Origin of the sequence: Streptomyces sp. NPDC093586, assembly GCF_044764905.1 — a bacterium.
GTDB lineage: Bacteria > Actinomycetota > Actinomycetes > Streptomycetales > Streptomycetaceae > Streptomyces.
This window is the reverse complement of sequence record NZ_JBIWJA010000007.1, coordinates 1-26557: the sequence shown is the minus strand read 5'-3', so window position 1 is coordinate 26557 and position 26557 is coordinate 1. Positions and strand designations below refer to the sequence as shown.

Here is a 26557-nt window from a genome sequence, read left to right as displayed (position 1 = left end):
TCTTTTCAGCGCCGGCGCTGTCCCAGACCTTCTGTGTCCACCGGGAACCGGTGGGCAAGCGCGTCACAGTCGCCGTCGTGGACGGTCGAGGTATGCGTCAGCTGTCCCGAAGCCCGACCGCCAGCATCAATTCAAGGACCCGATGCGGCGATGCGAGATCCGGGAACAGCTCCCGCAGCTGCGCCATCCGGTACCGGACCGTCTGGGGATGGACGAACAACGCCGCCGCCACCTCGTCCCGCCTGCCCTGGTGCAGCAACCACGCCCGCAACGTCTCCTCCAGCCGGCCTGCGGTCGCGTCAGGCAAGGTCCGCAAGGGTGCGAGGGCTCGGGCACGCAGGTCTGCGTACGCGTCTGCGTCGGCGCTCAGCACCAGCTCGGGCAGATGGTCCTCGGTGTCGCGAATACCGGAGGAGAGGGAACGCGCGCGTAGCGCTCGTGCGTACGAGGCCGACGCACGAGTCCATGGCCGGGCCGGGCCGACCACGGCGGTGCGGTCGGTCAGCTGCCGCAAGAGATGCGATCGGTCGGCATCGGGGACGAGCAGCACACCGGTGGCATCCGGCAGATCGTCGAGGACGAGGGTGCTCGGGTCGAGCGCGCGGTAGGCAGGCCGAGCCTGGGCGGAGGGCAGCAGGACGGCGGTCAGTGAAACCGGTGGCTGCCACCCGGCCCGTTGAACAGAGGCCAGCAGCACGTCCCGGCTCGCGCCGGCGAGGAGGTCGCGGGCCAGGTGTTCCAGGTGGCGCTCGTAGGCCCTGCCCCGGGCGGCCAGTTCGTCGGCGTGGCCCGCGGCGCTCGCGGCGGAGAGCTCGTCGATGTAGGCGAAGGTCAGCTCGGCGAACTTGGCGAGCTCGGCGGCGGGCAGACCTGCGGATACGGCACCCGCTGCCAGGCATCGCCACGCCACGCGGGCGCCGACACGGTAGGCGCTGAGCAGGGCGTCCATCGAACGGCCGTCGCGCACCTCGCCGCGGCCCAGCTCGTAGGCCGCGTCGCCGGCGTCGCCGCCTGTGGCGTTCCCGCTCGCCAGGTTCAGGTAGTGCCCCAGGGCGGTACGGACGGCTCGGCGGATGGTGCGGCCCATGCTGCCCGAAAGGGCGTTGGCGTAGGGAGGGACCTCATCGATGATCGCCTGGACGACCTCGTCGGCGGTGGTCTTCAGCGCGGCCCGAAGTGCGGTGACCGTCGTCTCATCGAGGGCCAGTTCGCTGGCCCTCCGGAGCGAATGACTCACGTTTTTGTTCCCTGCGAACAATTCAGCCGGCCAGATTCACATCCTGCGGTCAGGACTTTACGCCTTGAGGCGCATCAAGCTGAAGTCATGACGAGTGCAGCCCTCCGCAGCAGGGCGTGGAAACTGCTGGAGATGGTCACGACGCCGCTTCTGCCATCCGACTACCTCGACCTGGTCAGCCCGCTGCGGTCGGGCGCTGACCTGCGTGGGCGCATCGAGGCCGTCCACCCCGAGACGGGTGACGCCGCGACCATCGTGATCAGACCGGGGCGGGGCTGGCGCGGCCACACAGCAGGCCAGTACGCGCGGATCGGGGTCGACGTCGACGGGGTGCGCCTGTGGCGTGCCTATTCCATCACCTCGCCGACGAACCGCCAGGACGGCCGTGTCACGATCACCGTGAAGGCGATTCCGGACGGCAAGGTCAGCAACCACCTGGTCCACAGGGCGAAGCCGGGCACGCTGATCCAGCTCGACCAGCCGACCGGCGACTTCGTGCTGCCGCAGGCCAAGCCCGCGAAGGTGCTCTACCTGACGGCCGGCAGCGGCATCACGCCCGTGATGAGCATGCTGCGCGACACCGAGTTCGACGACGTCGTCATGGTCCACTGCGCGCCGCGGCCGCAGGACGTCATCTTCCGCGACGAACTGCACGACCTGGCCGCGGACAAGAAGCTGCGGCTCACCGAGGTGCACACCGACACCGACGGCATACTCGACATCGCCCGTCTCGGCGAACTCGTCCCCGACTGGGCCGAGCGCGAGACCTGGGCCTGCGGGCCCGCGGGCCTGCTCGACGCCGTCGAGGAGCACTGGACTGAGCACGGCGTACAAGAGCGCCTGCACACCGAACGCTTCCGCCCCGGCGTCGTCGTCACCGGTGACGGCGGTGAGGTCACGTTCAGCGCCACCGGCAAGACCGTCGACGCGGACGGCGCCACGCCGTTGCTGGACGTCGGCGAGGAGGCCGGCGTGCTCATGCCCTCCGGGTGCCGCATGGGCATCTGCTTCGGCTGCGTCACCCCGCTCAAGGCGGGAGCCGTCCGCGACCTGCGCACCGGCGAGCTCACCGAGGCCGAGCCGGGCGTCCTCATCCAGACCTGCGTGTCCGCCGCGGCGGGCCCCTGCGACATCGAACGGTAGGAGCACTTTGACCGCCATCGACCCCACCGCCCACCTGACCGCGGAGCAGATCGAGGAGCTCGGCCGCGAGCTGGATGCGATCCGCGACGAGGTGATTGCCGGCCGAGGCGAGAAGGACGCCGCCTACATCCGCAGGGTGATCTCGGCGCAGCGCAAGCTCGAGCTGGTCAGCAGGGGCGTGCTGCTGTTCTCGATCTTCCCGCCCGCGTGGCTGCTCGGCACCGCCGGTCTGTCCGTGGCGAAGATCATGGACAACATGGAGATCGGCCACAACATCCTGCACGGCCAGTGGGACTGGATGCGGGATCCGAAGATCCACTCCACCACCTGGGAGTGGGACCACGTCTCGCCGGCCGACCAGTGGAAGCACTCGCACAACGAGCTGCACCACACGTACACCAACGTGATCGGCAAGGACAACGACCTCGGCTACGGCATCATGCGCGTCGACGAGGACCAGAAGTGGCACCCGTTCCACCTCGGCCAGCCGCTGTGGAACTTCGTCAACGCCTGCTTCTTCGAGTACGGCATCGCGGCGTACGACCTGGAGCTCGGGAAGAACCTGAGCAAGCGCCGCCGCAAGAACCCGGAGTTCCGCGCGCGGGCCAGGGCCGTGGGCCGCAAGATCCGCAAGCAGGTGCTCAAGGACTACGTGATCCACCCGCTGCTGTCGGGCCCGTCGTTCCTTTCCACGCTCGCCGCCACGTTCACGGCCAACCTCGTCCGCAACATCTGGTCCCACTCGGTGATCATGTGCGGTCACTTCCCCGAGGGCGTGCAGGTCTTCGAGCGCCGGTCGATCAAGGACGAGACGCGCGGCCAGTGGTACCTGCGCCAGATGATGGGCTCGGCGAACATCAGCGGCAGCAAGGCCATGCACTTCATGACCGGCAACCTGTCGCACCAGATCGAGCACCACCTGTTCCCGGACCTGCCGAGCAACCGGTACGCCGAGGTCGCGGTGAAGGTGCGCGCACTGTTCGAGAAGTACGAGCTGGAGTACGTCACCGGGCCGCTGCCCAAGCAGGTGTTCTCCGCGTGGCGCAAGGTCTTCCGGCTCTCGCTGCCGAACAAGAAGCCCGAGGTCAGGACGCCGGACCGCGAGCGGGAGCTCGTCGCGGCCTGATTCCCGGTATGGGTTGAGATCCTTCGGCCGTCCCGGCGGCACCGCCGGGTCGGTGACACCCGTTGCGCCCGGTGGGCGGCCGCGACATCAGAGCGTACGACACGGCATCCGGGCAGCCTGGTGTCCGGCTGCCGAGCGCGGTCGGCTTCCCGAGGGTGAGACTGGGGCGCCTGCTCCTGGTGTTCCTCGTAAGCACTCCGAGCCGGACCCGGCTGCCGTCCTCCAGCCGTTCCCGGGGATCCGTCTTCGACCCGCCGGGCCGCGAGGGGCGGCTTCGCGTGGAGGACCGGCAGGTCATCGCACCCTGCGCTTCCCGCTCACCGGGAAAGGGCGCTGCCGTCCGGGGGTCCGGTGCGGGCAGAGTCGGGGACGCCCCGTGCCGACGCGGCACGGGGTTCCTTCCGAGCGTCCGCAACTCAGGAGAACCGCTGATGCCCGACGATCTGACAGGAAAGGTCGCGCTCGTCACCGGCGCGGCACGGGGCATGGGCGCGGCCGAGGTCCGCCTGCTCGCCGGACTCGGCGCGAACGTCGTCCTCACCGACGTGCTGGAGGCCGAGGGCGAGGCGACGGCCGCCTCCCTCGGCCCGGCCGCCCGGTTCGTCCGACACGACGTGACCGTATGAGGTGATGCGCCGTCAGTCCCGAGGCGGGGCCATGCTGATGATCGGCAGCGTCAGCGGCACCCGCCCGTCCCCGGGGACCGCCGCCTACGGAGCCGCCAAGGCGGGCCTGGAGAACCTCGCCCGCTCCATGGCCGTCGAATGGGCGCCCCTGGTCCGGGTCAACACCCTCGTCCTCGGCATGGTCCGCACCGAACTGTCCCACCTGCACTACGGGGACGAGGACGGCATCGCCGCCGTCGGCCGCACCGTGCCGCTCGGCCGGCTCGCCGAACCCGCCGACATCGGCGACGCCTGCGTCTTCCTCGCCTCCGACCGCGCCGCCTACATCAGCGGCGCCGCCCTGCACGTCCACGGCGGCGGGGAACGCCCCGCCTTCCTCGACGCCGCCACCGTCAACTGACCCGGACGCAACTCTGAACAGCCCCCGGACGAACCCACCGTGAAAGGCAGGCCACCACCATGACCACCGGAATCTGTGCCGGGCGCGTCGCCGTCGTCACCGGAGCCGGCCGCGGACTCGGCCGCGCCCATGCCCTCGCCTTCGCCGCCGAGGGAGCGAGCGTCGTCGTCAACGACCTCGGGGTCGGCCTCGACGGCACCGGCGGCACCGCCGGCCCCGCCCAGCGGGTCGCCGACGAGATCCGCGCCCTCGGCGGCCGGGCCGTCGCCCACCACGGCGACATCACCACCACCGACGGCGCCGCCTCGCTCGTCGCCACCGCGCTGGACGCCTTCGGCCGCCTCGACACCCTCGTCAACAACGCCGGTTTCCTGCGCGACCGCATGCTCGTCAACCTGGACGCGGACGACTGGGACGCCGTCGTCCGCGTCCACCTCAAGGGACACTTCCTGCCGCTCAAGCACGCCGTCGCGCACTGGCGGGCCGAGGCGAAGGCGGGCCGCACACCGCGCGCCCGCGTCGTCAACACCGCCTCCGGAGCGGGTCTGCTGGGCAGCGTCGGCCAGGGGAACTACTCCGCGGCGAAGGCCGGCATCGTGGCGCTGACGCTCGTCGCCGCGGCGGAGGCGGGTCACTACGGAGTCCAGGTCAACGCCATCGCCCCGGTCGCCCGCACCCGGATGACCGAGACGACCTTCGCCGACACCATGGTCGCCCCCGAGAACGGCGCGTTCGACGCCATGGCCCCGGAGAACGTCTCGCCGCTCGTCGTCTGGCTGGGCTCGGACGCCTGCGACGGCGTCACCGGCCGGGTCTTCGAGGCCGAGGCCGGCCGGATCACCGTCATGGAGGGCTGGCGGCCCGGCCCCACCGCCGACAAGGGCGCCCGCTGGACCCCGGCCGAGGCGGGGGAGACCGCCCTCGCCCTGCTGTCCGAGGCCGAGCCCCCGCAGCCGGTGTACGGCGCGCGGTGACCTTGCCGGGTCTGCGACCGGTACGCGGTGTGGTGGTCTTGCCGGGTCTGCGACCGGCGCCCGCCGTGGTGCCCTCGGTGGGGCCACGGCACGGTGCCGGCCGTGGTGACCCGGCCCGGGCGGAGCGCCCGCCGGCGCCCAGGAACCGCTCCGCCCGCCCCGCCGCGCCCTTTCCCGGTCAGCGGGAACTCGCGCTCCCCGCCGCGGCAGCGCCCCGCCTAGCCTCCCCGGACAGCCCATCGCACCGCAGAGGACCCCCATGCTCACGGACCCCCTAAGGCAGCACGCGGCGCAGATCCTGCGTGACGCCGAGCGCCGCCGCACGCCGGTCGACCCGCTCACCGGGACCTTCCCGGAGATCGGTGCCGAGGACGCGTACGAGATCTAGCTCGTCAACATCCGGCACCGCCTCGCCGCCGGGGCCGAGGTCCGCGGCCACAAGGTCGGCCTCTCGTCACCCGTCATGCAGCGCATGATGGGCGTCGACGAACCCGACTACGGCCACCTGCTCGACGACATGGAACTGAGCCGGGACCGACCCGTCCCCGTCTCCCGCTACTGCGCCCCGCGCGTCGAGGTGGAGGTCGGCTTCGTCCTCGGCGCCGACCTGCCCGGCGAGGACTGCACCGTGGCGGACGTGCTCGCCGCCACCGAGTACGTCGTCCCCGCGCTGGAGCTGATCGACAGCAGGATCCGTGACTGGCGCATCTCCCTGGCCGACACCATCGCGGACAACGCCTCCTCCGCCGGATACGTCATCGGTGAGGGCCGCGCCCCGCACGAGCTGGACCTCAAGGCGATCGACGCCCGCCTCACCGCCGGCGGCGAGCTGCTGGCCGAGGGCCGCAGCGACGCCGTGCTCGGCGACCCGGCGGTCTCCGTCGCCTGGCTCGCCCGCACCGTGGCCCGCTTCGGCGTGCCCCTGCGCAAGGGGCACCTGGTGCTGCCCGGCTCGTGCACCCGCGCCGTCGACGTGACGGCCGGACAGACCTTCACCGCCGAGTTCACCGGGCTCGGCTCGGTGTCCCTCTCGTTCGACTGAGGTGATCATGACCGTCAGGACCAAGGCGAGTGCCGCGATCGTCGGATCCGGCAACATCGGCACCGACCTGCTCCACAAACTGCTCCGCTCCGAACTCGTCGAACCGCGCTGGATGATCGGCGTCGACCCCGACAGCGAGGGCCTCGCCCGCGCCCGCGCCGCCGGCCTGGAGACCACCCACGAAGGCGTCGACCGGCTGCTCGACCGCAGCGAGCTCCCCGACCTCGTCTTCGAGGCCACCTCCGCCCACGTCCACCGGACCAACGCCCCGCGCTACGCCGAACTCGGCATCAGGGCGATCGACCTGACCCCGGCCGCCGTCGGCCCCGCCGTCGTCCCGCCCGCCAACCTCCGCGAGCACCTCGACCGTCCCAACGTCAACATGATCACGTGCGGCGGGCAGGCCACCATCCCCATGGTGTACGCGGTCTCCCGCGTCGTCCCCGTGCCCTACGCCGAGATCGTCGCCTCCGTGGCCTCCGTCTCGGCCGGGCCCGGAACCCGCGCCAACATCGACGAGTTCACCCGCACCACCTCCCGCGGCATCGAGACCATCGGCGGCGCCGGACGCGGCAAGGCGATCATCATCCTCAACCCCGCCGAACCGCCCGTCATCATGCGCGACACCGTCTTCTGCGCGATCCCCGAGGACGCCGACCGGGACGCGATCACCCAGTCCGTCAAGGAGATCGCCGAACAGGTCGCCGCCTACGTGCCCGGCTACCGGCTGCGCGCCGACCCGCAGTTCGACGATCCGCGCCCCGAGAACGGCGGCATGGCGCGCGTCGCGGTCTTCCTGGAGGTCGAGGGCGCGGGCGACTACCTGCCGCCGTACGCCGGAAACCTCGACATCATGACCGCCGCCGCCACCAAGGTCGGTGAGGAGTTCGCCAAGGCGCTCCTCGCCCCGGGCGCGTAAGGAGCACCCGCATGCCCTACTCCGAAACCCTCGACATCCGCGTCACCGACTCCTCGCTGCGCGACGGCTCGCACGCCAAGCGGCACCAGTTCACGGGCGAGGACGTACGGTCCGTCGTCGCCGCCCTCGACGACGCCGGCGTCCCGGTGATCGAGGTGACCCACGGCGACGGACTCGGCGGCTCGTCCTTCACCTACGGCTTCTCCCGGACCCCCGAGCAGGAACTCATCAAGATCGCGGTGGACACCGCGCGACAGGCACGCATCGCCTTCCTGATGCTCCCCGGACTGGGAGTGAAGGACGACATCCGGGCCGCCCACGGCAACGGCGCGAGCATCTGCCGCATCGCCACCCACTGCACCGAGGCCGACATCGCGGTCCAGCACTTCGGACTCGCCCGCGAGATGGGCCTGGAGACCGTCGGCTTCCTGATGATGGCCCACTCCACCACGCCCGAGAACCTGGCGCGGCAGGGCCGCGTCATGGCCGACGCCGGCTGCCAGTGCGTGTACGTCGTCGACTCGGCCGGCGCCATGGTCATGGACGACGTCACCGAGCGCGTCGAGGCACTGGTGGCGGAACTCGGCGACGACGCCCAGGTCGGCTTCCACGGGCACGAGAACCTCGCCCTCGGCACCGGCAACTCCATCGCCGCGATCAAGGCCGGCGCCCTGCAGATCGACGGCTCCACCCGCCGCCTCGGCGCCGGCGCCGGCAACACCGCCGTCGAGGCGCTCGTCGCGGTCTGCGCCAAGATGGGCATCCGCACCGGCATCGACGTACTGAAGATCATCGACGCGGCCGAGGACGTCGTCCGCCCGGTGATGGACGAGGAGTGCCGGCTCGACCGGCTGGCCCTGCTGATGGGCCACGCCGGCGTCTACTCCAGCTTCCTCAAGCACGCCTACCGGCAGGCCGAGCGCTACGGCGTCCCGGGCGCCGAGATCCTCCTGCGCGCGGGCGAGCGACGCCTCGTCGGCGGCCAGGAGGACCAGCTCATCGACATCGCCGTGGAACTCGCCGCACAGAACTGAGGCCGCCCGCCGCAGGCGGCCGACACCGGAGGACAAGATGACTGCTCCCACCGACGAGGTCCGCGTCATCGACGCGGGCAGGCCACCCGCCCGCTTCGCCCGGGGCTGGCACTGCCTCGGGCTCGCCGACGGCTTCAAGGACGGCAAGCCGCACCAGATCGAGGCCTTCGGCACCAAACTGGTCGTCTTCCAGGGCCAGGACGACGGCGCACTGCACGTCCTGAACGCCTACTGCCCGCACATGGGCGGCAACCTCGCCCAGGGCACCGTCAAGGGCGACGCGGTGGCCTGCCCGTTCCACGACTGGCGCTGGTCCGGCGACGGCCGCTGCGCCGGCATCCCCTACGCCCGCCGGATCCCGCCGCGCGCCCGCACCCGCGCCTGGACCGTCCTGGAGCGCAACAAGCAGCTGTTCGTCTGGCACGACCCCCAGGGCGACCCCCCACCGCCCGAGGTCACCGTCCCCGAGATCGCCGGCGTCCACGGCCCGGACGCGGACCAGTGGAGCGACTGGACCTGGAAGACCCTCCGGGTCGAGGGCGCCAACTGCCGCGAGATCGTGGACAACATCGTGGACATGGCGCACTTCTACTACGTCCACTACTCCTTCCCGGAGTACTTCAAGAACGTCTTCGACGGGCACGTGGCCACCCAGTACATGGAGAGCAGCCCGCGCGGCGACATGGAGCTGGGCACGCTGAGCGCCGGCCGGCTGCGGTCCGACGCCTCGTACTACGGCCCCTCCTACATGATCGACTATCTCTACAGCGACGTCGGCGGCGGCGCCGAGATGGAGATCGTCCTGATCAACTGCCACTACCCGATCGACGCGAACAGCTTCCTCCTCCAGTACGGGGCGATCGTCAAGAGGCTCCCCGGCATGACGGACGAGCAGGCCGCCGAGGCCGCACGGCAGACCGCCAAGGGCGCGGCCGTCGGCTTCGAACAGGACGTGGAGATCTGGCGGAACAAGACCCGGATCGACAACCCGCTGCTGACCGAGGAGGACGGCCCGGTCTACCAACTGCGCCGCTGGTACGAGCAGTTCTACGTCGACATCGCCGACGTCAAGGACGAGATGGTGCGGCGGTTCGAGTTCGAGGTCGACACCGAGCGGGCCAACAAGGCGTGGCGCGCGGAGGTCGAGGAGAACATCGCCCGCCGCCGGGCACAGGAGCAGACGGGGTCCGGAGCCTGATATGCAGCCGGTGGAGTGCGTGACCTGCGGCAACCAGGTCCTGTGCGAGAAGTTCAGCGTGGCCCACACCTCCGTGCAGTGGACCGCCGACGCCGCGGTCGCCTGCGCGGAGTTCCGCGACCGGGTGGCCGCCGGCGGGAGCAGCGCCCGGATCCGGACCTGCCGGGCGCTGCGCGGCAGCATCGACCGCGCGGTCGAGGAGGGCACCCTGGAGATCGCCGATGTCTGAGCCGACGCCTGAGGCGACGCCCGGGCCGGCGAGCGGCTCGACGACCGGTCCGGCCGGCAGCCCGGCGACCGGGTCACGCACCCACCGGCTGCGCGTCGTCGAGGTGATCGCCGAGACGGCCGACGCGCACTCCCTGGTGCTCCAGGCACCGCCGGAGAGCGCGGACCGCTTCGCCTACCGTCCCGGGCAGTTCCTCACCCTGAAGCTGCCCGGGACGGACGGGAAGGCGGCCGCCCGCTGCTACTCCCTGGCCAGTTCACCGCACACCGGCGAGCCCATGAAGGTCACCGTCAAACGGGTGGCCGGCGGCCACGGCTCCAACTGGGTCTGCGACCACGTGTCGGTGGGCGACGAGCTGGAGGCGCTGCCGCCTGCCGGCGCCTTCACGCCGGACTCCCTCGACGCGGATCTGCTGCTCGTCGCCGGGGGCAGCGGCATCACCCCCGTGCTGTCGATCGCGAAGTCGGTCCTGACGAGGGGGCGGGGCCGGCTCGCGCTCCTCTACGCCAACCGCGACGAGTCCTCGGTGGTCTTCCGCGACGAACTGCGGAAACTGACCGAGGACCACCCCGGCCGGCTGCTGGTGATCCACTGGCTGGAGTCGCTCCAAGGATTCCCCGTCGCGCAACGGCTGACCGCCGCGCTCGCGCCGTACGCCGGCCGGGAGGTCTTCGTCTGTGGCCCGGAACCGATGATGGACGCCGCCGAGCAGTGCCTGCGCGCGCTCGGCGCACCCGGCGACCGGATCCACCGGGAGCGGTTCTTCTCCCTCGGCCCGGACGTCTTCGACACCCCGGCCGTCGGCGGGTCCGCGCCGGGCGAGGGCGGCAGCACGGCGGAGGTGGAGCTCGACGGAGAGACCCGCACGGTCGCCTGGCCGCCCGGGACACCGCTGCTCGACGTGCTCCTCGCCGCGGGGATGGACGCCCCGTACTCCTGCCGCGAGGGCGCCTGCAGCGCCTGCACCTGCCGGGTCGTGACCGGCGAGGTGAAGATGGTCCGCAACGACGTCCTGGACGAGCAGGACATCGCCGAGGGATACGTCCTGGCCTGCCAGGCCGTGCCCCTCACCGACCGGATCGGGATCACCTACTCCTGACACGCGAGCGGCACCGGACCCCGTACCCGGAAGGAACAGACCATGCCCCGTACGTATCTGGTCACCGGGGCGGCCTCCGGCATAGGCAGGGCCACCGCGGACCTCCTGCGCGCGCAGGGACACGCCGTCATCGGGGCCGACGTCAAGGACGGCGACATCTCCGCCGACCTGTCCACGGACGACGGCCGGACCGAACTCGTCACCCGCGCCCGCGAACTGACCGGCGGCCGCCTCGACGCCGTCGTCTCCTGCGCGGGCATCGCGCACTTCGACCCGCTCACCGTCCAGGTCAACCACTTCGGCGCCGTCTCCACCCTCGAAGGACTGCGCCCGCTGCTGGCCGCCGGCACCGACCCCCGCGCCCTGGTCGTCGGCTCGGTCGACGCCGTCCACCCGACCGACCCCGCGATCGTGGACGCCGCGCTCGCCGGCGACGAACAGGCGGCGGTGGCGGCCTCCCAGGCGGCCGTCGATCGAGGGGAAGGGCACCTCGTCTACACCTCCTCCAAGGCCGCGGTCTCCCGCTGGGTCCGTCGCGCCGCCGTCACCGCGGACTGGGCGGCAGCGGGCATCCCGCTCAACGCCGTGGCACCCGGAGTGGTCCTCACACCGATGACCCGGCCCCTGCTCGACGACCCCGCCCTGCGCGAACTCGTCGAGCGGAGCGTGCCGATGCCGCTGCACGGCCACGCCCGCCCCGAACAGATCGCCCCGCTGATCGCCTGGCTCACCTCGCCCGAGAACACCCACGTCACCGGACAGATCGTCTTCGCCGACGGCGGCGCCGACGCGGCCCTGCGCGGCGACCGCGGCTGGTGACCACGCGCCCCGAGGAGCCCTCCATGACCCTGCACAGGCTCGAACGTTCCGCCGTTCTCGGCGCCACTCCGGACCAGGTGTGGGCGGCCGTCGGCGGCTTCGACGCCCTCGCCGACTGGCACCCGCACCTGCCGCCGTCCGTCATCGAGGGCGCCGCCGACCCCGAAGTCCCGGGCGCCGTCCGGGTGTTCGCCGTCGACGGTGAGGTCGTCGCCCGCGAACGCCTGCTGGAGCGCGACACCGACACCCACCGGTACCGCTACGCCCTCCTCGACCCGGTGGTCCTGCCGGTCGGCGACTACGTGGCGACCCTCGCCGTCGACCCGCACCCCGACGGCGCCGAGATCCGCTGGTCCGCCGTGTACCGGGGCCCCGACGAGGTGGTGCCCCGGGTGGAGTCGCTCATCGGCGACCGGACCTACGCCGCAGGACTCGAAGCCCTGCGCGCCCGCTTCCCCCGAACCCGGGGCTGACCACTTCACCACGCGGTCACCACCGCACGCGGCCCCCGCACGGCGCACCGGCCCCGCGTCAGGGACGCGTCCCGGCGGCCCCGCGCCCCGGCCGCACTTCCGCACGAGCGCCCTGCCCTCCCGGTCACCGGCGCACGCCCACACCCGTAACCACCCACAACCGAGGGACGAGATGGCGAACACAGGCGACACCTGGGACCAGGAGTGCGACGTCCTCGTGGCCGGCTCCGGCGGCGGCGCGCTCACCGGCGCGTACGGCGCGGCGGCTCGCGGACTGGACACGCTGGTCATCGAGAAGACCGAGTACTTCGGCGGCACCACCGCCTACTCCGGCGCCGGCCTGTGGCTGCCGGGCAACCAGGCCCAGACCCGCGGCGGCCTGGACGACTCCGCCGACCTCGCCCGCGCCTACTTCCGCGCGGTCGTCGGCGACACCACGCCCCACGAGCTGCAGGACGCCTACCTCGACCACGCCGCCGAAACGGTCGCGTTCCTCGAGGACAACCCCCATCCCCGCTTCGAGTACCGCCCGTTCCCCGACTACTTCGCGGCACCCGGCCGCTTCGACGCGGGCCGCGCCGTCTTCCCCGTGGACCTGCCCGCCCCCGAGGAGCCCCACGCCCTCCTCGACGCCGTACGCCCCCCGGTGTGGGCGCAGCGGCTCGGCCTGCCCGTGGGCGAAGGACCGCTCACCGACGGCCGCGCCCTGATCGGCCGGCTGCTCCTCGCCCTGGAGTCCACCGGCAACGGCCGCACCCTGCTGCGCACCGAACTGCGCGGGCTGATCACCGAGAACGGCCGCGTCGTCGGCGCCGAAGCCCTGCACGACGGCCGCACCCTGCGGATCCGGGCCCGCCGCGGCGTCCTGCTCGCCGCCGGCGGCTTCGAGGGCAACGCCGCCCTGCGCCGCGACTGGCAGGGCCTGCACGGGGCGGACTGGACGATGGGCCCCCGAGGGGCCAACACCGGCCAGGCGCTGCTCGCGGCGGTCGACGCCGGAGCCGCCACCGGCCTGCTCGACGAGTCCTGGTGGTGCCCCTCGCTGCGCTTCCCCGACGGCACGGCCGCCTTCACCCTGGGCCTGCACGGCGGCATCTTCGTGGACGGCGCCGGCCGCCGCTTCGCCAACGAGTCGCTGCCGTACGACCGGATGGGCCGCCGGATGCGCGAGGCCAAGGCCGGCACCACCCCCGACAACCCCGTCTGGTGGATCTTCGACAACCGGTCCGGCGACGAGCTGCCCGGCATCACCGTCGTCCCCGCCGACCGGAAGGCCTTCACCGAGGCCGGGCTGTGGCACACCGCCGACACCCTCGACGGCCTCGCCCGCGCCATCGGTGTGGACCCGCAGGCCCTGGGCGCCACGGTGCGGACCTTCAACGGCTACGCGGCCGACGGCGTGGACACCGACTTCCACCGGGGCGAGGACCCCTACGACCGCTTCTTCGCCCGGGGCGAAGGACCCAACCCCTGCCTGGTGCCGATCGGGGAAGGACCGTTCCACGCCGTGCAGATCGTGCTCGGCGACCTCGGCACCAAAGGCGGCGTGCGCATCGACGCCCGCGCCCGGGTGCTGCGCGAGGACGCCACCCCGATCCCCGGCCTGTACGCGGCCGGCAACACCACCGCCTCGGTGGCCGGCCCCAGCTACCCCGGCCCCGGCGTCCCCATCGGCTCCGCGATGGTCTTCGGCCACATGGCCGCCGCCGACCTGGCGGCGCGGGGGACGAACGGATAACTCCCGCCGCGTGGGGGGGGGGCCCCCCCGCGCCCCCCCGGGGGGGCCGGGGGGGGCCCGGGCCCCCCCCCCGGGGGGGGGCGGGGGGGGGGGGCCCCCGGCGGGCCCCCCCCCCACGCCTCCCGCCGCCACTCCCGCACCGCTGGGGGAGTGGCGGCGCCTTGTTCACCGCCGCAGGCCCGGAGCCCCGGACACACCGGCGGACTCCCGCCCCGTTCCCGAGGTCCGGCTGTCGGTCCCCGAGGCCCGGCTGTCGGTCCTCACGAGGCCCGGTCGTCCGGCTCCGGCCCGCCGCACGGCTCCCGCCACGAGGGCGGGCGGAAACCGGACGACGGCACACCGACCTATCCGCGCAGCGCCGCCCCGCGTCCCGCCCTGCGGCCGAAGAAGCTGCCGTCACCGAGCGACGCGCCGCTCGCGTACCCCCAGGCCGCGATGCCCGCCGTGACCCGCCCCGCCGCGTACAGCCCGGGGATCGGCTCCCCGCTCACGTGCAGCACCTCCCCGTCCGGGCCGGTCGTCAGCCCGCCGAGGGCGAACCCCGAGGTCATGCCCCGCAGGTCCACGGCGCCCAGCGGCCCCCGCAACGGCCGCAGCCAGCGCGCGGCCTTGTGCAGCAGCGGGTCCCGGCCCTCCTCCGCGTGGCGGTTGTAGACGGCGAGCGTCGCCTCCAGGGCGCCGGGCGGCAGCCCCGCCTCCGCGGCCAGCTCCGTCGCCGTCTCGCACACCCAGGCCGGCCGCAGCTGGAGCATGTCCGGCGCGGCGGACACCCGGCGGGCCTCCTCGAACCCCTCCTCGTCCAGCACCAGGAACGTCTCGTTCCGCTGCTGGAAGAGGGCCGCCTGACCGATCCGTCCCGGATACGTGTCCTCGTTGATGAACCGCTGCCCCCGGCCGTTGACCACGATGCCGCGGATCAGGTACTGCGGGTCCATGTGGAGGGCGACCTCGCAGGCGTCCATGTGCGCGACCCCCGCACCCAGCGCCTGCGCCAGGCGCACGCCGACACCGTCGTGCTCCTCGACCGCCGACCCCGGACGGCCCACCAGCAGCGGGGCGTGCGCGGCCAGCATCGCCTCGTTGTAGGTGAAGGAGCCGGTGGCCAGCACGACCCCGCGCCGGGCCCGTACCGTGACCCGCTCACCGAGGCTGCGCGCGACCACACCGCACACCGTGCCGTCCGCCTCGGTCACCAGCCCGTCGAGCCGCACCCCGTAACGGGCCTTCACCCCGAGCCGCCCGGCGGTCTCCACCAGGGGTTTCATGAGCATGTAGCCACCCCCGCGCTCCCCGGTCCGCTTGTTCTCCATCCGCGGCAGATGCCCCCGCGGCGCGGGCGCGGCGATCTCGTCGAACGGATGGGCGTTCTCGCCGCCGGAGTACATCAGTCCCTCGTCGGCCGCCGGCTCCCAGGCGGGCTCGCCGTGGAAGACCGGCTTGAACGGCACCCCGCACCCGACCAGCCAGTCGAAGTGCGCGACGCTGCCCTCGCAGTAGGCGGTGATCTTCGCCGGGTCGGCCCCCGGCCCCATCGCGGCCATGAGGAACGCGGCCATCGCCTCCGGCGTGTCGTCGAATCCGCAGGCCCGCTGCAGGGCGGTGCCCCCGCCCAGGTAGACGAAGCCGCCCGCCAGCGCGGCGGCCCCGCCCCAGCCGCCGGCCCGTTCCAGGACCAGCACCTCCGCCCCGGCCCGCGCGGCCTCCACGGCGGCCGAGGCCCCGGCCACGCCGTAACCGGCGACGACGACGTCCGCGGTGAGGTCCCAGGTGCCGATGTCCGTTGCTGCGTACGGTCTCATACCGACCTTCCCTCGCCTCGTGAAAGAGGGCAGGAGCGTAGGCGCCGGCACCGCGCGGCACAGGACGAGGCTCCCGGTGACCGGGAAAACACCGTCGCCACGCCGGGTGCGGGCACCCCGCAGGCGGTGCCCGCCGCCGGAACACCGCCCGACGACCCCCTCACGCCGAGCCGGCACCGCCGCGCCTTCCCGCTCAGTGGGAGCCGCGCATGTCGCTCCCGCAGCGGCTCGGCATACGGTCCTGCCACGACCGCCACCGTGAACCGAGAGGACCCTCCATGGCCGAAGACGTGCTGGCAGCGATCCGCGCCCTGGCCCCGACGCTGCGCGAACGCGCGGCCGAGGCCGAGGAGCTGCGGCGGGTGCCCGACGACTCCGTCAAGGAACTGGAGGACACCGGCTTCTTCCAGCTCCTGCAGCCCAAGGCGTTCGGCGGCCGGGCGGCCGACCCGCTGGTCTTCTACTCGGCGGTCAAGGAGATAGCCAAGGCGTGCGGCTCCACGGGCTGGGTCGCCTCGGTGCTCGGCATCCACCCCTGGCACGTCGCCCTGTACGACCCGAGGGCCCAGCAGGAGGTGTGGGGCGAGGACCCCAAGACCCGCATCGCCTCCTCCTACGCCCCCACCGGCGAGGCCACCCCGGTCGACGGCGGCTTCCGGCTCTCCGGCCGCTGGCACTTCTCCTCCGGCTGCGACCACGCCCAGTGGGCCCTGCTCGGCTGCGTCGTCCCCGACGCCGAGGGCAACCCGGTCGACATGCGGACCTTCCTGGTCCCCCGCACCGAGTACCGCGTCGACGACGTATGGGACACCGTCGGACTGCGCGGTACCGGCAGCAACGACGTGGTGGCGGACGACGTCTTCGTCCCCGACCACCGCGCCCTGAGCTTCGGCCCGGTCACCGCCCTGAAGGTGCCCGGCCACGCGCTCAACGACGAGCCGCTGTACCGGCTGCCGTACGCCGGCGTGTTCACCACCACCATCTCCACCCCCATCGTCGGCATCGCCGAGGGCGCCTACGAGTCCTACGTGGAGACGACCAAGCGGCGGTTCCGCGTCTCCTACGGACAGAAGGTCGCCGAGGACCCCTTCGCCCAGGTGCGCATCGCCCGCGCCGCCAGCGACATCGACGCCAGCTGGCTGCAACTGACCCGCAACATCGGCGAGATGTACGCCCTCGCCCGGCGCGGCGAGGAACTCTCCACGGAACTGCGCACCCGCACCCGCCGGGACCAGGTGATCGCCACCGAACGCGCGGTCGCGGCGCTCGACCTGCTGATGGAGAACGCCGGCGGCAACGCCATGCGCACCGGCCCCAACCCCGTCCAGCGGGCCTGGCGCGACGCGCACACCGGCCGCGGACACGCCGCCAACGACCCCGAGCGCGCCCTGCTCCTCTTCGGCCAGGCGTCCCTCGGCCTGGTCGTCGAGGACACGATGTTCTGACACTCCGTCACCTTCGCCCGCCCGCACACCCCTTGCCGCACCGCTGCCGCCCCAGACCGAAAGGCCCCCTCACCATGGACATCCGCGCGCTCGGCTACCTCCGCCTGGAGACCACCAAACTGGAGGAGTGGCGCACCTACACCCTCGACATCCTCGGCATGGTGGAAGGTTCCGGCACCACCGAGGACACCCTTCACCTGCGCGTCGACGACCGCGCCTACCGCCTCGTCGTCCAGGCGGGGGAGAGCGACCGGCTGCTGGCGGCCGGCTGGGAGGTCGCGAACGCCGCCGCGCTCGCGACGGCCGCCCGGGAACTGGAAGCGGCCGGCCACGCCGTCAAGAGCGCCGACGCCGCCGAACTCGCCGAGCGCCGGGTCCAGGGCCTCGTCCACGTGACGGACCCCTGCGGCAACCCGCTGGAGATCTACTGGGGCCAGGCGCAGGACCACACCGCGCTCGGCACCCCGTACGGCAACCGCTTCGTGACCGGAGACCTGGGCCTGGGCCACGTGGTGCTGCCCGTGCCCGACATCGAGGCCGCGCTCGACTTCTACGAGAACCTGCTCGGCTTCCAGCTCCGCGACTCGATGAAGCTGCCGCCGCAGGCCGTGCCGACGGCCACCCGGGAGCGGGACTTCCACTGGATGCACTTCCTCAGTCCCAACCGGCGCCACCACAGCCTCGGCCTGTACCCCGCCCCGCTGCCGCCCGGCATCGTCCACTTCATGGTCGAGCTGGAGACCCTCGACGACGTGGGCCGGGGCCTGGACCGCATGAACGCCGCCGGCATCCCCATCGCCTCCAGCCTCGGCCGCCACACCAACGACCACATGGTCTCCTTCTACGCCCAGGCCCCCGGCGGCTTCCAGGTCGAGTACGGCTGGGACGGCCTGATCGTCGACCCCGCCACCTGGGTGGCCAAGGAGATCACCGCCGACAGCTTCTGGGGCCACCACTGGAACGGCTGACCCTCACGACCCGCCCGTGAACCGAGCACCGCCCTCACCGACCCGCGAAGAAAAACGCGACCCGCGAAGGAATCCGCCTCCCATGCCGATCGACGTCGAGAAGGTGACCTCCGCCCCGCCCGTGCGCGCCCCCGCGGTCTGGGACGACCGCGAGGTGCGGCTCTACCACCTGGCGCTGGGCGCGGGCGTCCCGGAGACCGACCCCGCCGAACTGCGCTACGTCCACGAACGGCACGAGCGGGGCCTGCAGGTGCTGCCCACCTTCGGCGTCGTGGCCGGCGGCAGCGGGGGAGTGGGCTTCCAGGTCTTCGACCTGCCCGGCGTGGACATCGACCTGGCCGCGGTGCTGCACGGCGGCCAGGAGATCACCGTGCACCGCCCGCTGCCCGCCGCGGCCCGCGGAGCAACGGTCACCCGTGTGCCGGCCGTTCACGACAAGGGCACCGCCGCCGTCACCGTCCAGGAATCCACCCTCCTCGACGAGGACGGCGAGCCACTGATCACCCAGCGCAACCACATCTTCGTCCGCGGCGAGGGCGGCTTCGGCGGCGACCGGGGCCCGTCCGGACGCCTGCCCGCGCCGGACCGGGAGCCCGATCTGACGGCCGAGATCCCGACCCTGCGTCAACAGGCCCTGCTCTACCGGCTGGCCGGGGACTGGAACCCGCTGCACGCGGATCCGCATGTCGCCCGCCGAGCCGGCTACGACCGGCCCATCCTGCACGGACTGTGCACCTTCGGCATGGCGGTCAAGACCGTGACCGACCGTCTGCTGGGCGGAGACGCCGCCCGCGTCACCGGATGCCGCACCCGTTTCTCCGGGGGTCTTCTTCCCCGGCGAGACCCTGCGGCTGCGCGTGTGGGAGACCGAGGACGGCTACCGCCTGACGGCCACCGCCGCGGAGCGCGACGACGCCCCCGTCCTCACCGACGCCCGGCTCACCGCGACACCGGAACGGACCGCGACACCGGAGGGAATCGCAGCACCGGAGAGGGCCACGGCACCGGAGAGGGCCACAGCACCAGAGAGGACCGCACCTTCGCATGAGCACTGAATGGGACCACTCCTACGACGTCGTCGTGGTCGGGTCCGGCGCCGCCGGGATGACCGCCGCCATCACCGCCCGTCTGCGCGGACTGACCGCCCTCGTGGTGGAGAAGACCGAACGGTACGGCGGCACGACGGCCCTGTCGGGCGGCGCCATCTGGGTGCCCGGCAACTTCCACCTGGACGCAGCCGGCCTCGCGGACACCCCCGAGAAGGCGCGCGCCTACCTGGACGCCACCGTCGGCGACCGGGTCCCCGCCGCCCGCAAGGACGCCTACCTCGCACACGGGCCGCGGATGGTCCGCGAGCTCCACGACCGGACGGCCGTGCGGTTCGTGTACACGCCCGGCTACCCCGACTACTTCCCCGAGGAACTCGGAGGCTTCCCGCAGGGCCGCTCCGTCGAACCGCAGGTCTTCGACCTCACCCGGCTCACCCCCGGTCAGCGCGCCACCATGCGCCGGGCCGGGCTCCCCACCTACGGACTCACCATCACCTCCAAGGACTTCCGCCACCTGAACATGGTGCGGCGCACCTGGGCCGGCAAACTGACGTCCGCGAAGGTCGGCGCCCGCGCGGTCGGCGCCCTGCTCACCGGCAGGAGACCGATAGCCCTCGGCGAGGCCCTGGTCGCCCGGATGCGGTACTCGCTGCACGCCCTCGGCGGCGACCTGTGGCTCTCCGCCCCGCTGACCTCACTGGTGGAGGAGAACGGCCGGATCACCGGCATCCGGGTCACCCTCCCCGGCTCCCGGACGGACCCGGACGGCGAATCCCCCGCGGGCCGGCAGGTCACCGTACGGGCGACGCGCGGCGTGATCCTCGCCTCCGGCGGCTTCTCGCACAACCAGACACTGCGGGAGAAGTACCTGCCGGCGCCGACCCGTTCCGAATGGAGCGCCGCCCCCGAGGGACAGACCGGCGACGGCCTGCAGGCCGGCATGGCCGTCGGCGCCGCGGTCGACCTGATGGACCGGGTCTGGGGCGCACCGTCCGTGGTGGTACCACCTGCCTCCGGCGGAGAGGAGCACGGCGGCAGGCCCTTCTTCCTCGTCGCCGAACGGGGCATCCCCGGCATGGTGATCGTCGACTCGGCGGGCGAACGCTACGCCAACGAGGCCGCTCCCTACCATCAGTTCGTCGACGCCATGTACGCGGCCGACCGGCCCGGGGCGAGCACCGTCCCCTCCTGGCTGATCCTCGACGCCACCGCCAAGTCCCGCTACCTCTTCATGGGACTGTTTCCGGGCCAGCCCTTCCCCCGGCCGTGGCTGGAGAGCGGCCTGGTCAAGAAGGCCGGGACCGTCGAGGAGCTGGCCGCCCTGATCGGCGCCGCGCCCGAGCGCCTGCGCGCCACCGTGCGGCGCTTCAACGGCTTCGCCCGCGCCGGCCGCGACGAGGACTTCCACCGCGGCGACAGCGTCTACGACCGCTACTACGGCGACCCGACCCTGCCGAACCCCAATCTGGCACCCCTGGAGAAGGGCCCGTTCTACGCCGTCCCGGTGCATCCGGGCGACATCGGCACCAAGGGCGGCCTGGTCACCGATGCCACGGCCCGGGTGCTCAGGGAGGACGGCACGGTGATCGAGGGTCTGTACGCCTCCGGCAACGTCTCGGCCGCCGTCATGGGCGCCACCTACCCGGGCCCCGGTGCCACCATCGGCCCCGCCATGACGTTCAGCTGGCTCGCGGTCGACCACATCACCCGCGCATGAGGCCGCGATGCGCAGCACACCCTCGTTGCCGGCCGAGACCGTATCGGGCCGGCCCGGGTCAGAGCCGGGCCGTCAGCAGGCGCAGGCCGCCCGTCAGTTCCCGCAGGCATCGCACCACGAGTGGGGCCGGGGAGGCCGCCTCGCCGGTGTCCGTGTCCGCCAGCGCCCAGGTCTCCAGCGCCACACGGATCGCGTCGGTGGCCGCGGCGGCGACCAGGCGCACTTCCAGCGGGTCGCAGTCCGGTCCGGCCAGACGGGTGACGATCGGCAGCAACCGCTCCTCGGACTCCTGGTTCACCCGGTACCAGACGGCTCGCAGCGCGGGATCGTGCCGGGCCGCCCGCAGCAGCCCGCGGGTCCAGCGCAGACCCTCGTCCTTTGCCGCGGGCTCAGGGGAGGACAAGGAGGCGACCGCGGCGGACTCCAGGGCCTGGGCGAGCGCCACCTGCGAACCGGACTCCGCGAGCAGCGCCCGCCAGCGGTCCCCACCGGTCGACAGAAGCGGTCCGACCGCGTCCTGCTTGCTGCGGAAATACCGGTAGAAGGTGCGCAGCGCGACACCCGCGCGGTCCGCGATCTCCTCGGCCGTCGTGCCGTCGGGCCCCTTCTCGGTGAACAGCTCGGCCGCCGCACGGGCGATGTCCAGCTGCGTCGCCGCCTTGCGGCGCTCGGTCAGCGAGGTCGGGGTCGGGGTCGAGCGGGACGGCCGGGACTGGGTCATGGGGAAAGCGTACGCGGCCGCACCCTCCACAGGCATGCCACGCCGTTGTGTCAAAACGTGCCACCAAGGCGTACTGTGGACATCGCTCGGCGACGCCGCGGCACCACGCACACCGCACATACACCGCACACGCACCAGAGGGAGAACTCCATGAACCGCTTTCAGGGACGCCGGGCGCTGATCACCGGCGGCGGCTCGGGCATCGGCCAGGCCACCGTGCTGCGCATCCTGGCCGAGGGCGGCGAGGTGGTGGCCGCGGACGTGAGCGAGGCGGGGCTGAAGGACACCTACGCCAAGGCGGGCACCGGCTCCGATCGGCTGACCACGCTGACCCTGGACATCTCCGACGAGGCCTCCGTGCGCGCGGGTGTCGCCGCCGCCCTGGCCGCCCTCGGCGGCCTCGACGTCCTGGTCAACGCGGCCGGCATCCTGCGCTCCTCGCACACCCACACCACGTCCCTCGCCGACTTCACCCGCGTCATCACGGTCAACCTGACCGGCACCTTCCTGATGATCCGCGAGGCGATCCCGGCGCTCCTGGAGGGCGACGCCCCGGCCGTCGTCAACTTCAGCTCCACCTCGGCGATGTTCGCCCACCCGTACATGGCGGCCTACGCGGCGAGCAAGGGCGGCATCCAGTCCATGACCCACGCGCTGGCCGCCGAGTACGGCAAGCAGGGCATCCGCTTCACCGCCGTGCAGCCCGGCTCCATCTCCTCCGGCATGACCGACGGCTCGGGCGAGAGCAGGCAGAGCCAGGGACCCGGCCTGCCCGAGGACACCGACTGGAGCCTGTTCGCCAAGCTGTCCCCCGCGCTCGGCGACGGTTTCGCCGGTCCCGAGTCTGTCGCCGGCGTCGTCGCCATGCTCGCCTCCGAGGACGGCGCGTTCATCACCGGCACCGAGATACGCATCGACGGAGGCACCCACTTCTGAGGGCGCTCGGACCCGGTCCTGCGCGGACCGGTCGGTCGCGGCCGGGGCGGGCTCAGGCGACGGTGACGGTGTGCCGGGTGATCCAGCCACTCGGACCGCGTCTCGCGCTGGTGCCGCGGCAGGCGACGTTCGCCCGGTGAGGAGCGGCGTCCGGTGCGTGCTCCGGGGGTCCCCCCGGCCGGAGGCTGGGGGAGTGCCGGCCGGAAGCCCTCGTACCGGACGTACGCGGGCGTTCGTCCGGTGCGGCGAGTGGGGGCACTTTCTCCGGGGGAGCGTGCCGGGCGTCGCGACGGGGCGAACGTCGCCTGTTGCGGCACCAGAGCCTGTCGGGCCTGCGCCGATGCCACCGACCGGTTGTGGATCGTGGACGGCACCCCCGTCCTGGTCCGCGACCGCACGGTCGGAGCATCCTCGCGAAACTACCGGTTCTCGGCGAACGTGCGGTCATCGTGGTGACCGCGGCCCGGTCCAGGAGGCGAGGTGGCAGGATGACGCGGTGTCCGACTCTCTCCGTGAACTGTGGCTGCGCGGCATCGCCTTCAACGCGGCGGCGCCCGCCGACGTGCTGATACGCCTCCTGGACGAAGCGGCCGGTGAGGCCGGCTTGCTGATGTGCGAGGGCCGCGACCTGCCCGACGCCGTCATCGATGCGGCCCTCCGCCACCCGGTCGAGCGGATCCGCCGCGGCCTCGCCCGCAACCTGCACGTCGACCCGGCGCGACTCGCTCCCTTGGCATCGGACCCTTCGGGACTCGTCCGTGCGCATCTCGCCCGCGGCCCCTGGCCCCAGCCCCGATGGGTCCGGCCCCTGCCGGACGACATCCTCGTCACCTTCCTGACCGCCCAGGAAGGAGGCGAGGACGGCAAGGTCACCGAAAAGGAGATCGTCGGGGAGCTCTGGTCCTCCCGGCAGGTCCCTCCGTCCTTCCCCCGGGACATGGCCGGTCACGACCACCCCGCACTCCGTCTGTACGCCGCCTTCCAGTGGCAGTCGCTCACCGCTGCGCAGCGCCGTGCCCTGCTCGACGACCCCGACCCCGCCGTACGGGAAGCAGCCAGGAGGGGCAGTCGGCAGCTGGACCCCGCGGCGGTGGAGGCCGAGCTGCCGCCCATCGGATCACGCCACGCGGTGTCCGTGCTCAGCACCTGTGCCCTGTCACCCGCGGTCGTAGAACAGTGCTTCGCGGACGACGAGGTAGACCCGCTGGCCCGGAACCGCCATACCCCGGCCGACGCCCTCGCCCGGCTCGCCCGCCACCCCGATACAGAGATCCGCAGGCTGGTCGCCACCCGCCCCGACCTGGGCCCGGAGGCGGCGGAGCTGCGTCACGATCCGGACGAGGACGTGCGGATGCGTGCCCGCCTCCAGCCCTCCATCCGTACCTGGGCCGAATTCCAGGAGGTCCAAAAAGTCGTCGGTCACGGGCCCGACTGCACCTGCCCGATCACGCAGCCGGCCACCGAGCCGTCGCCGGACTGGTACGCCACCTGCGCTGCGTCCGAGGAACCGGTGCTCCGCCGGGTTGCGGCGAGCTGGCCCGGCCTGCCCGCAGAGCTCGTCGGGACACTGGCGCTGGACGATGACGAGCAGGTACGGATCCGGCTGGCCTGCCACCACCCGCTGGCTCCGCCACACCTCCTCCTGGACGTCTTCGTGACCCGCCCGGCCCACCGTCCGCACCTGCTGACCCTGCCCGCGTTCCCCCGCACCGGCTGGACCCACCTCATCGCCCACCCGGACCCCGAGGTGCGCGCCCTGGCCGCGGCCGACCCCACCCTGCCCGAACCTCCGCTGGGAGACCCCGACGATGCAGTACGCCGGGCAGCCGCCGCCAACCCGACCCTGACACCGGAGACCCTGGAAACCCTCCTCACCGACCTCCGCACCGCAGAGGGCGCCGCGGCCAACCCGTCCCTCCCCGTCCCCCGCATGAACGCACTCCTCGACCAATGCCTGAACGGCGCCGTCACCGCGCCGACGGCGGCGAGCGGCGAGAGCCCGCCGCGGCGCTCGTAGGATGCCTGGATGTCTGAGCCGATACGGATGAGTCGCCGCGCGTGGGTTGCCGCGTGGGCGGTGCTGTGCGTGGCTGGCCTCGCCGTCATCGTCAAACTGAGCGCCTCCTCGGCACCGGACCCGCAGCCCACACCGTCGCGGGTGTACTCCTCCTGCCTGGCGGCAGACACCAAGCCGGTGTCTGCGGACGACGGCCCGTGCGACGGCCGCTGAAGAACGTCCGAGCGATCGTCCACCGCATGGCAGAGCACCCAAACCCAAGACGGCCTCTTGGCCGACGGCGCCACCACAAGAACCGTGGACATCGGGACCCACTCAGATGCGGGGGGTACAGCCGAGCGCATCTGCTCGCCGCCATGATCGGCGGATCCAACAAGGACCCACGCAACTTCTTCACCATGCACAGCTATGCCAACTCGCCAGTCATGCGAAAGATCGAAATGCATGTCCGTAACGCTGTCCGCGACGGCGAAACAATCGAGTACAGCGTCACGCCATCTACACGGACAACAATGCCAAGATCCCTCTTGGGGTGACGATAGAAGCCCACGGAGACAATGGATTCAAAATGCACCCCCGCGGAAGTAGCGGAGAAGGAACCAACATCTTCACGATCTGGAACCGTAAGGGATGACCAACGCATAGAAGGGTGACAGTCCGATGAGTCCGGAGCTAAACAGACTTACCGAGCTCCTGCCAACGCCCGCAGGGCCGCCGACCGCTCCGAACTGGAGCGCGGTCGAGAAAAATCTGCATACCACGTTGCCCGCCGACTATCAAGAACTCATCGAAGCGTACGGTGGCGGCTACGTTGACGACTATCTCCTCCTGCTGGAGCCCGGATGTCCGAACGATGTCTATGACCTGTTGAAAATCAGCGCTGAGCGCGAAGAAGCCAACGATGATCTCTGGGAATACGAAGATAAGCCGGCCGGGATGGAGCCTCAGGGGAGCCGTCTGATCTGCTGGGCAACCACAGACAACGGAGAGTACCTCTACTGGCTTGTGCGGCCGGGCGACGCACCTGCTTCCCGGCCCATTCTGATCAATAGTGAGTCCGGAGAGGAATGGGAGCGATATGGCATGACCGTAACGCGGTTTCTCGCTGCTGTACTTAGTGGTGAAATCCAGTCGGGCATCCTGTGGGACCGGTTTCCTCTCCTGTCCCATAAATTCCGTCCGGCTCGACAGATGCAACGACCTCCGATATAGCTCCAGGCGGATTCAACTGGTCGTCGCAACACCTCGTACGCATGGAGGTGTTGGATGGTGCGTCGTCAGCAGGCAGCGGACCGGGCGCTGCGTCCGAAGCTGAGGTCTCCGGGGCATCCGAAGTATCAGCGTCATGTCGAGGCGGCGTTCTGGACGGAGATCGCCAAGGGCCTTCTCGCTGAGGAGGCCGCCGCCGTCGTCGGCGTGGCGCCGACGGTCGCGACGCGCTGGTACCGCAAGTGCGGCGGCATGCGACCGTTCGATTCGAAGCCGCCCTCGGGCAGGTACCTGTCGTTTTCCGGGCGAGTCGGTCTCGCCCTCCGCCACGCAGATGTTGCGATCCTCGGTCGGCCCCGGAGGACGACCGCCAGGCTGCCTGAGCAGTGGAAACAGCGTATCGCTCACTGCGGTGTGGGCGGGCAGCGGGTGACGAAGCTGTTGGATACGGGCGTTCGGCTTCGGTGTGATCCGCGTGTCGTGTGTCCACCTGAGGTTCCGAAGCAAAGCGCTTGCGGAACGAGCCACGAAGTCTGGAGCCTACTGACGTTTTCTCAACGATGATCATTTCCAGATTCCGTTGAGGACGATGGCAGCGCGGGCGATGTCTCCGATCCGGTTGGGGCTGAGGGTGACGTG

General features: G+C 72.0%; 24 protein-coding genes and 3 pseudogenes. 24 read left to right on the top strand and 3 right to left on the bottom strand.

The window, feature by feature from the left end:
• Nucleotides 1-97: 97 nt before the first annotated feature.
• Nucleotides 98-1237, bottom strand: coding sequence for a PucR family transcriptional regulator (locus tag ACIRFH_RS10145; RefSeq protein WP_403518763.1), 1140 nt, complete (start codon nt 1235-1237; stop codon nt 98-100).
• A gap of 87 nt (nt 1238-1324) precedes the next feature.
• Here ACIRFH_RS10145 and ACIRFH_RS10140 point away from each other — a divergent pair, with 87 nt between their 5' ends.
• From ACIRFH_RS10140 to ACIRFH_RS10075, 14 genes and pseudogenes are all read left to right on the top strand, one after another.
• The gene (locus tag ACIRFH_RS10140) at nt 1325-2380 is read left to right on the top strand and encodes a ferredoxin reductase (protein WP_403518761.1); all 1056 of its coding nucleotides are present in this window, start codon (nt 1325-1327) and stop codon (nt 2378-2380) included.
• 7 nt (nt 2381-2387) lie between these two features.
• Nucleotides 2388-3506 (top strand): fatty acid desaturase family protein, encoded by a 1119-nt coding sequence (locus ACIRFH_RS10135; protein WP_403518758.1) that lies wholly within the window; start codon nt 2388-2390, stop codon nt 3504-3506.
• A 431-nt stretch (nt 3507-3937) separates the two neighbouring features.
• Nucleotides 3938-4532 (top strand): annotated as a pseudogene (locus tag ACIRFH_RS10130) (SDR family oxidoreductase).
• Between the two features lie 59 nt (nt 4533-4591).
• Entirely contained in the window at nt 4592-5506 is a 915-nt protein-coding gene (locus ACIRFH_RS10125; protein ID WP_403518756.1) for an SDR family oxidoreductase, read from the top strand.
• 259 nt (nt 5507-5765) lie between these two features.
• Nucleotides 5766-5894 (top strand): hypothetical protein, encoded by a 129-nt coding sequence (locus tag ACIRFH_RS10120; protein WP_403518754.1) that lies wholly within the window; start codon nt 5766-5768, stop codon nt 5892-5894.
• 75 nt (nt 5895-5969) lie between these two features.
• Nucleotides 5970-6548 (top strand): 2-keto-4-pentenoate hydratase, encoded by a 579-nt coding sequence (locus tag ACIRFH_RS10115; RefSeq protein WP_403518752.1) that lies wholly within the window; start codon nt 5970-5972, stop codon nt 6546-6548.
• Between the two features lie 7 nt (nt 6549-6555).
• Nucleotides 6556-7467, top strand: a complete 912-nt coding sequence (locus ACIRFH_RS10110; protein WP_403518750.1) for an acetaldehyde dehydrogenase (acetylating) — start codon at nt 6556-6558, stop codon at nt 7465-7467.
• Nucleotides 7468-7478: 11 nt separating this feature from the next.
• Nucleotides 7479-8501: a 4-hydroxy-2-oxovalerate aldolase gene (gene dmpG / locus ACIRFH_RS10105; RefSeq protein WP_403518748.1), complete on the top strand. Its 1023-nt coding sequence runs from the start codon at nt 7479-7481 to the stop codon at nt 8499-8501.
• Nucleotides 8502-8538: 37 nt separating this feature from the next.
• The gene (locus ACIRFH_RS10100) at nt 8539-9699 is read left to right on the top strand and encodes a Rieske 2Fe-2S domain-containing protein (RefSeq protein ID WP_403518746.1); all 1161 of its coding nucleotides are present in this window, start codon (nt 8539-8541) and stop codon (nt 9697-9699) included.
• 1 nt (nt 9700) lies between these two features.
• The gene (locus ACIRFH_RS10095; RefSeq protein ID WP_403518744.1) at nt 9701-9928 is read left to right on the top strand and encodes a hypothetical protein; all 228 of its coding nucleotides are present in this window, start codon (nt 9701-9703) and stop codon (nt 9926-9928) included.
• Nucleotides 9921-11027, top strand: a complete 1107-nt coding sequence (locus ACIRFH_RS10090; RefSeq protein WP_403518742.1) for a 2Fe-2S iron-sulfur cluster-binding protein — start codon at nt 9921-9923, stop codon at nt 11025-11027. Before ACIRFH_RS10095 ends, ACIRFH_RS10090 begins: the two co-directional genes overlap by 8 nt.
• A gap of 42 nt (nt 11028-11069) precedes the next feature.
• Nucleotides 11070-11846 (top strand): SDR family oxidoreductase, encoded by a 777-nt coding sequence (locus ACIRFH_RS10085; protein WP_403518740.1) that lies wholly within the window; start codon nt 11070-11072, stop codon nt 11844-11846.
• Nucleotides 11847-11869: 23 nt separating this feature from the next.
• Nucleotides 11870-12319 (top strand): SRPBCC family protein, encoded by a 450-nt coding sequence (locus tag ACIRFH_RS10080; RefSeq protein ID WP_403518738.1) that lies wholly within the window; start codon nt 11870-11872, stop codon nt 12317-12319.
• A 172-nt stretch (nt 12320-12491) separates the two neighbouring features.
• Nucleotides 12492-14057: an FAD-binding protein gene (locus ACIRFH_RS10075; RefSeq protein WP_403518736.1), complete on the top strand. Its 1566-nt coding sequence runs from the start codon at nt 12492-12494 to the stop codon at nt 14055-14057.
• 344 nt (nt 14058-14401) lie between these two features.
• Here ACIRFH_RS10075 and ACIRFH_RS10070 read toward each other — a convergent pair whose 3' ends face one another.
• Nucleotides 14402-15856 carry an FAD-dependent oxidoreductase gene (locus ACIRFH_RS10070; RefSeq protein WP_403518734.1) on the bottom strand — a complete coding sequence of 485 codons (1455 nt, stop codon included), beginning with the start codon at nt 15854-15856 and terminating at the stop codon, nt 14402-14404.
• A gap of 278 nt (nt 15857-16134) precedes the next feature.
• Here ACIRFH_RS10070 and hsaA point away from each other — a divergent pair, with 278 nt between their 5' ends.
• The 4 genes and pseudogenes from hsaA to ACIRFH_RS10050 all read left to right on the top strand — a co-directional run bounded on the left by hsaA (nt 16135) and on the right by ACIRFH_RS10050 (nt 21035).
• On the top strand, nt 16135-17301 hold the full coding sequence (hsaA, locus tag ACIRFH_RS10065) for a 3-hydroxy-9,10-secoandrosta-1,3,5(10)-triene-9,17-dione monooxygenase oxygenase subunit (RefSeq protein WP_403518732.1): 1167 nt from the start codon (nt 16135-16137) through the stop codon (nt 17299-17301).
• A gap of 74 nt (nt 17302-17375) precedes the next feature.
• Entirely contained in the window at nt 17376-18269 is an 894-nt protein-coding gene (locus ACIRFH_RS10060; protein WP_403518730.1) for a VOC family protein, read from the top strand.
• A gap of 82 nt (nt 18270-18351) precedes the next feature.
• A pseudogene (locus ACIRFH_RS10055) lies at nt 18352-19201 on the top strand (MaoC/PaaZ C-terminal domain-containing protein); the annotation flags it as partial.
• Nucleotides 19202-19313: 112 nt separating this feature from the next.
• Nucleotides 19314-21035 (top strand): FAD-dependent oxidoreductase, encoded by a 1722-nt coding sequence (locus ACIRFH_RS10050; RefSeq protein WP_403518728.1) that lies wholly within the window; start codon nt 19314-19316, stop codon nt 21033-21035.
• 58 nt (nt 21036-21093) lie between these two features.
• On the opposite strand, the gene ACIRFH_RS10045 is transcribed toward ACIRFH_RS10050, so the two are convergent.
• Nucleotides 21094-21756 carry a TetR family transcriptional regulator gene (locus ACIRFH_RS10045; RefSeq protein ID WP_403518726.1) on the bottom strand — a complete coding sequence of 221 codons (663 nt, stop codon included), beginning with the start codon at nt 21754-21756 and terminating at the stop codon, nt 21094-21096.
• Between the two features lie 150 nt (nt 21757-21906).
• Here ACIRFH_RS10045 and ACIRFH_RS10040 point away from each other — a divergent pair, with 150 nt between their 5' ends.
• From ACIRFH_RS10040 to ACIRFH_RS10015, 6 genes and pseudogenes are all read left to right on the top strand, one after another.
• Entirely contained in the window at nt 21907-22692 is a 786-nt protein-coding gene (locus ACIRFH_RS10040) for an SDR family NAD(P)-dependent oxidoreductase (protein WP_403518724.1), read from the top strand.
• Nucleotides 22693-23025: 333 nt separating this feature from the next.
• A pseudogene (locus ACIRFH_RS10035) lies at nt 23026-23136 on the top strand (IS5/IS1182 family transposase); the annotation flags it as partial.
• Nucleotides 23137-23188: 52 nt separating this feature from the next.
• Nucleotides 23189-24709 carry a hypothetical protein gene (locus ACIRFH_RS10030; protein ID WP_403518722.1) on the top strand — a complete coding sequence of 507 codons (1521 nt, stop codon included), beginning with the start codon at nt 23189-23191 and terminating at the stop codon, nt 24707-24709.
• A gap of 9 nt (nt 24710-24718) precedes the next feature.
• Nucleotides 24719-24922, top strand: coding sequence for a hypothetical protein (locus ACIRFH_RS10025; RefSeq protein ID WP_403518720.1), 204 nt, complete (start codon nt 24719-24721; stop codon nt 24920-24922).
• Between the two features lie 26 nt (nt 24923-24948).
• The gene (locus tag ACIRFH_RS10020; RefSeq protein ID WP_403518718.1) at nt 24949-25245 is read left to right on the top strand and encodes a DNA/RNA non-specific endonuclease; all 297 of its coding nucleotides are present in this window, start codon (nt 24949-24951) and stop codon (nt 25243-25245) included.
• A 124-nt stretch (nt 25246-25369) separates the two neighbouring features.
• The gene (locus ACIRFH_RS10015; RefSeq protein ID WP_403518717.1) at nt 25370-25921 is read left to right on the top strand and encodes an SMI1/KNR4 family protein; all 552 of its coding nucleotides are present in this window, start codon (nt 25370-25372) and stop codon (nt 25919-25921) included.
• Nucleotides 25922-26557 lie beyond the last annotated feature (636 nt).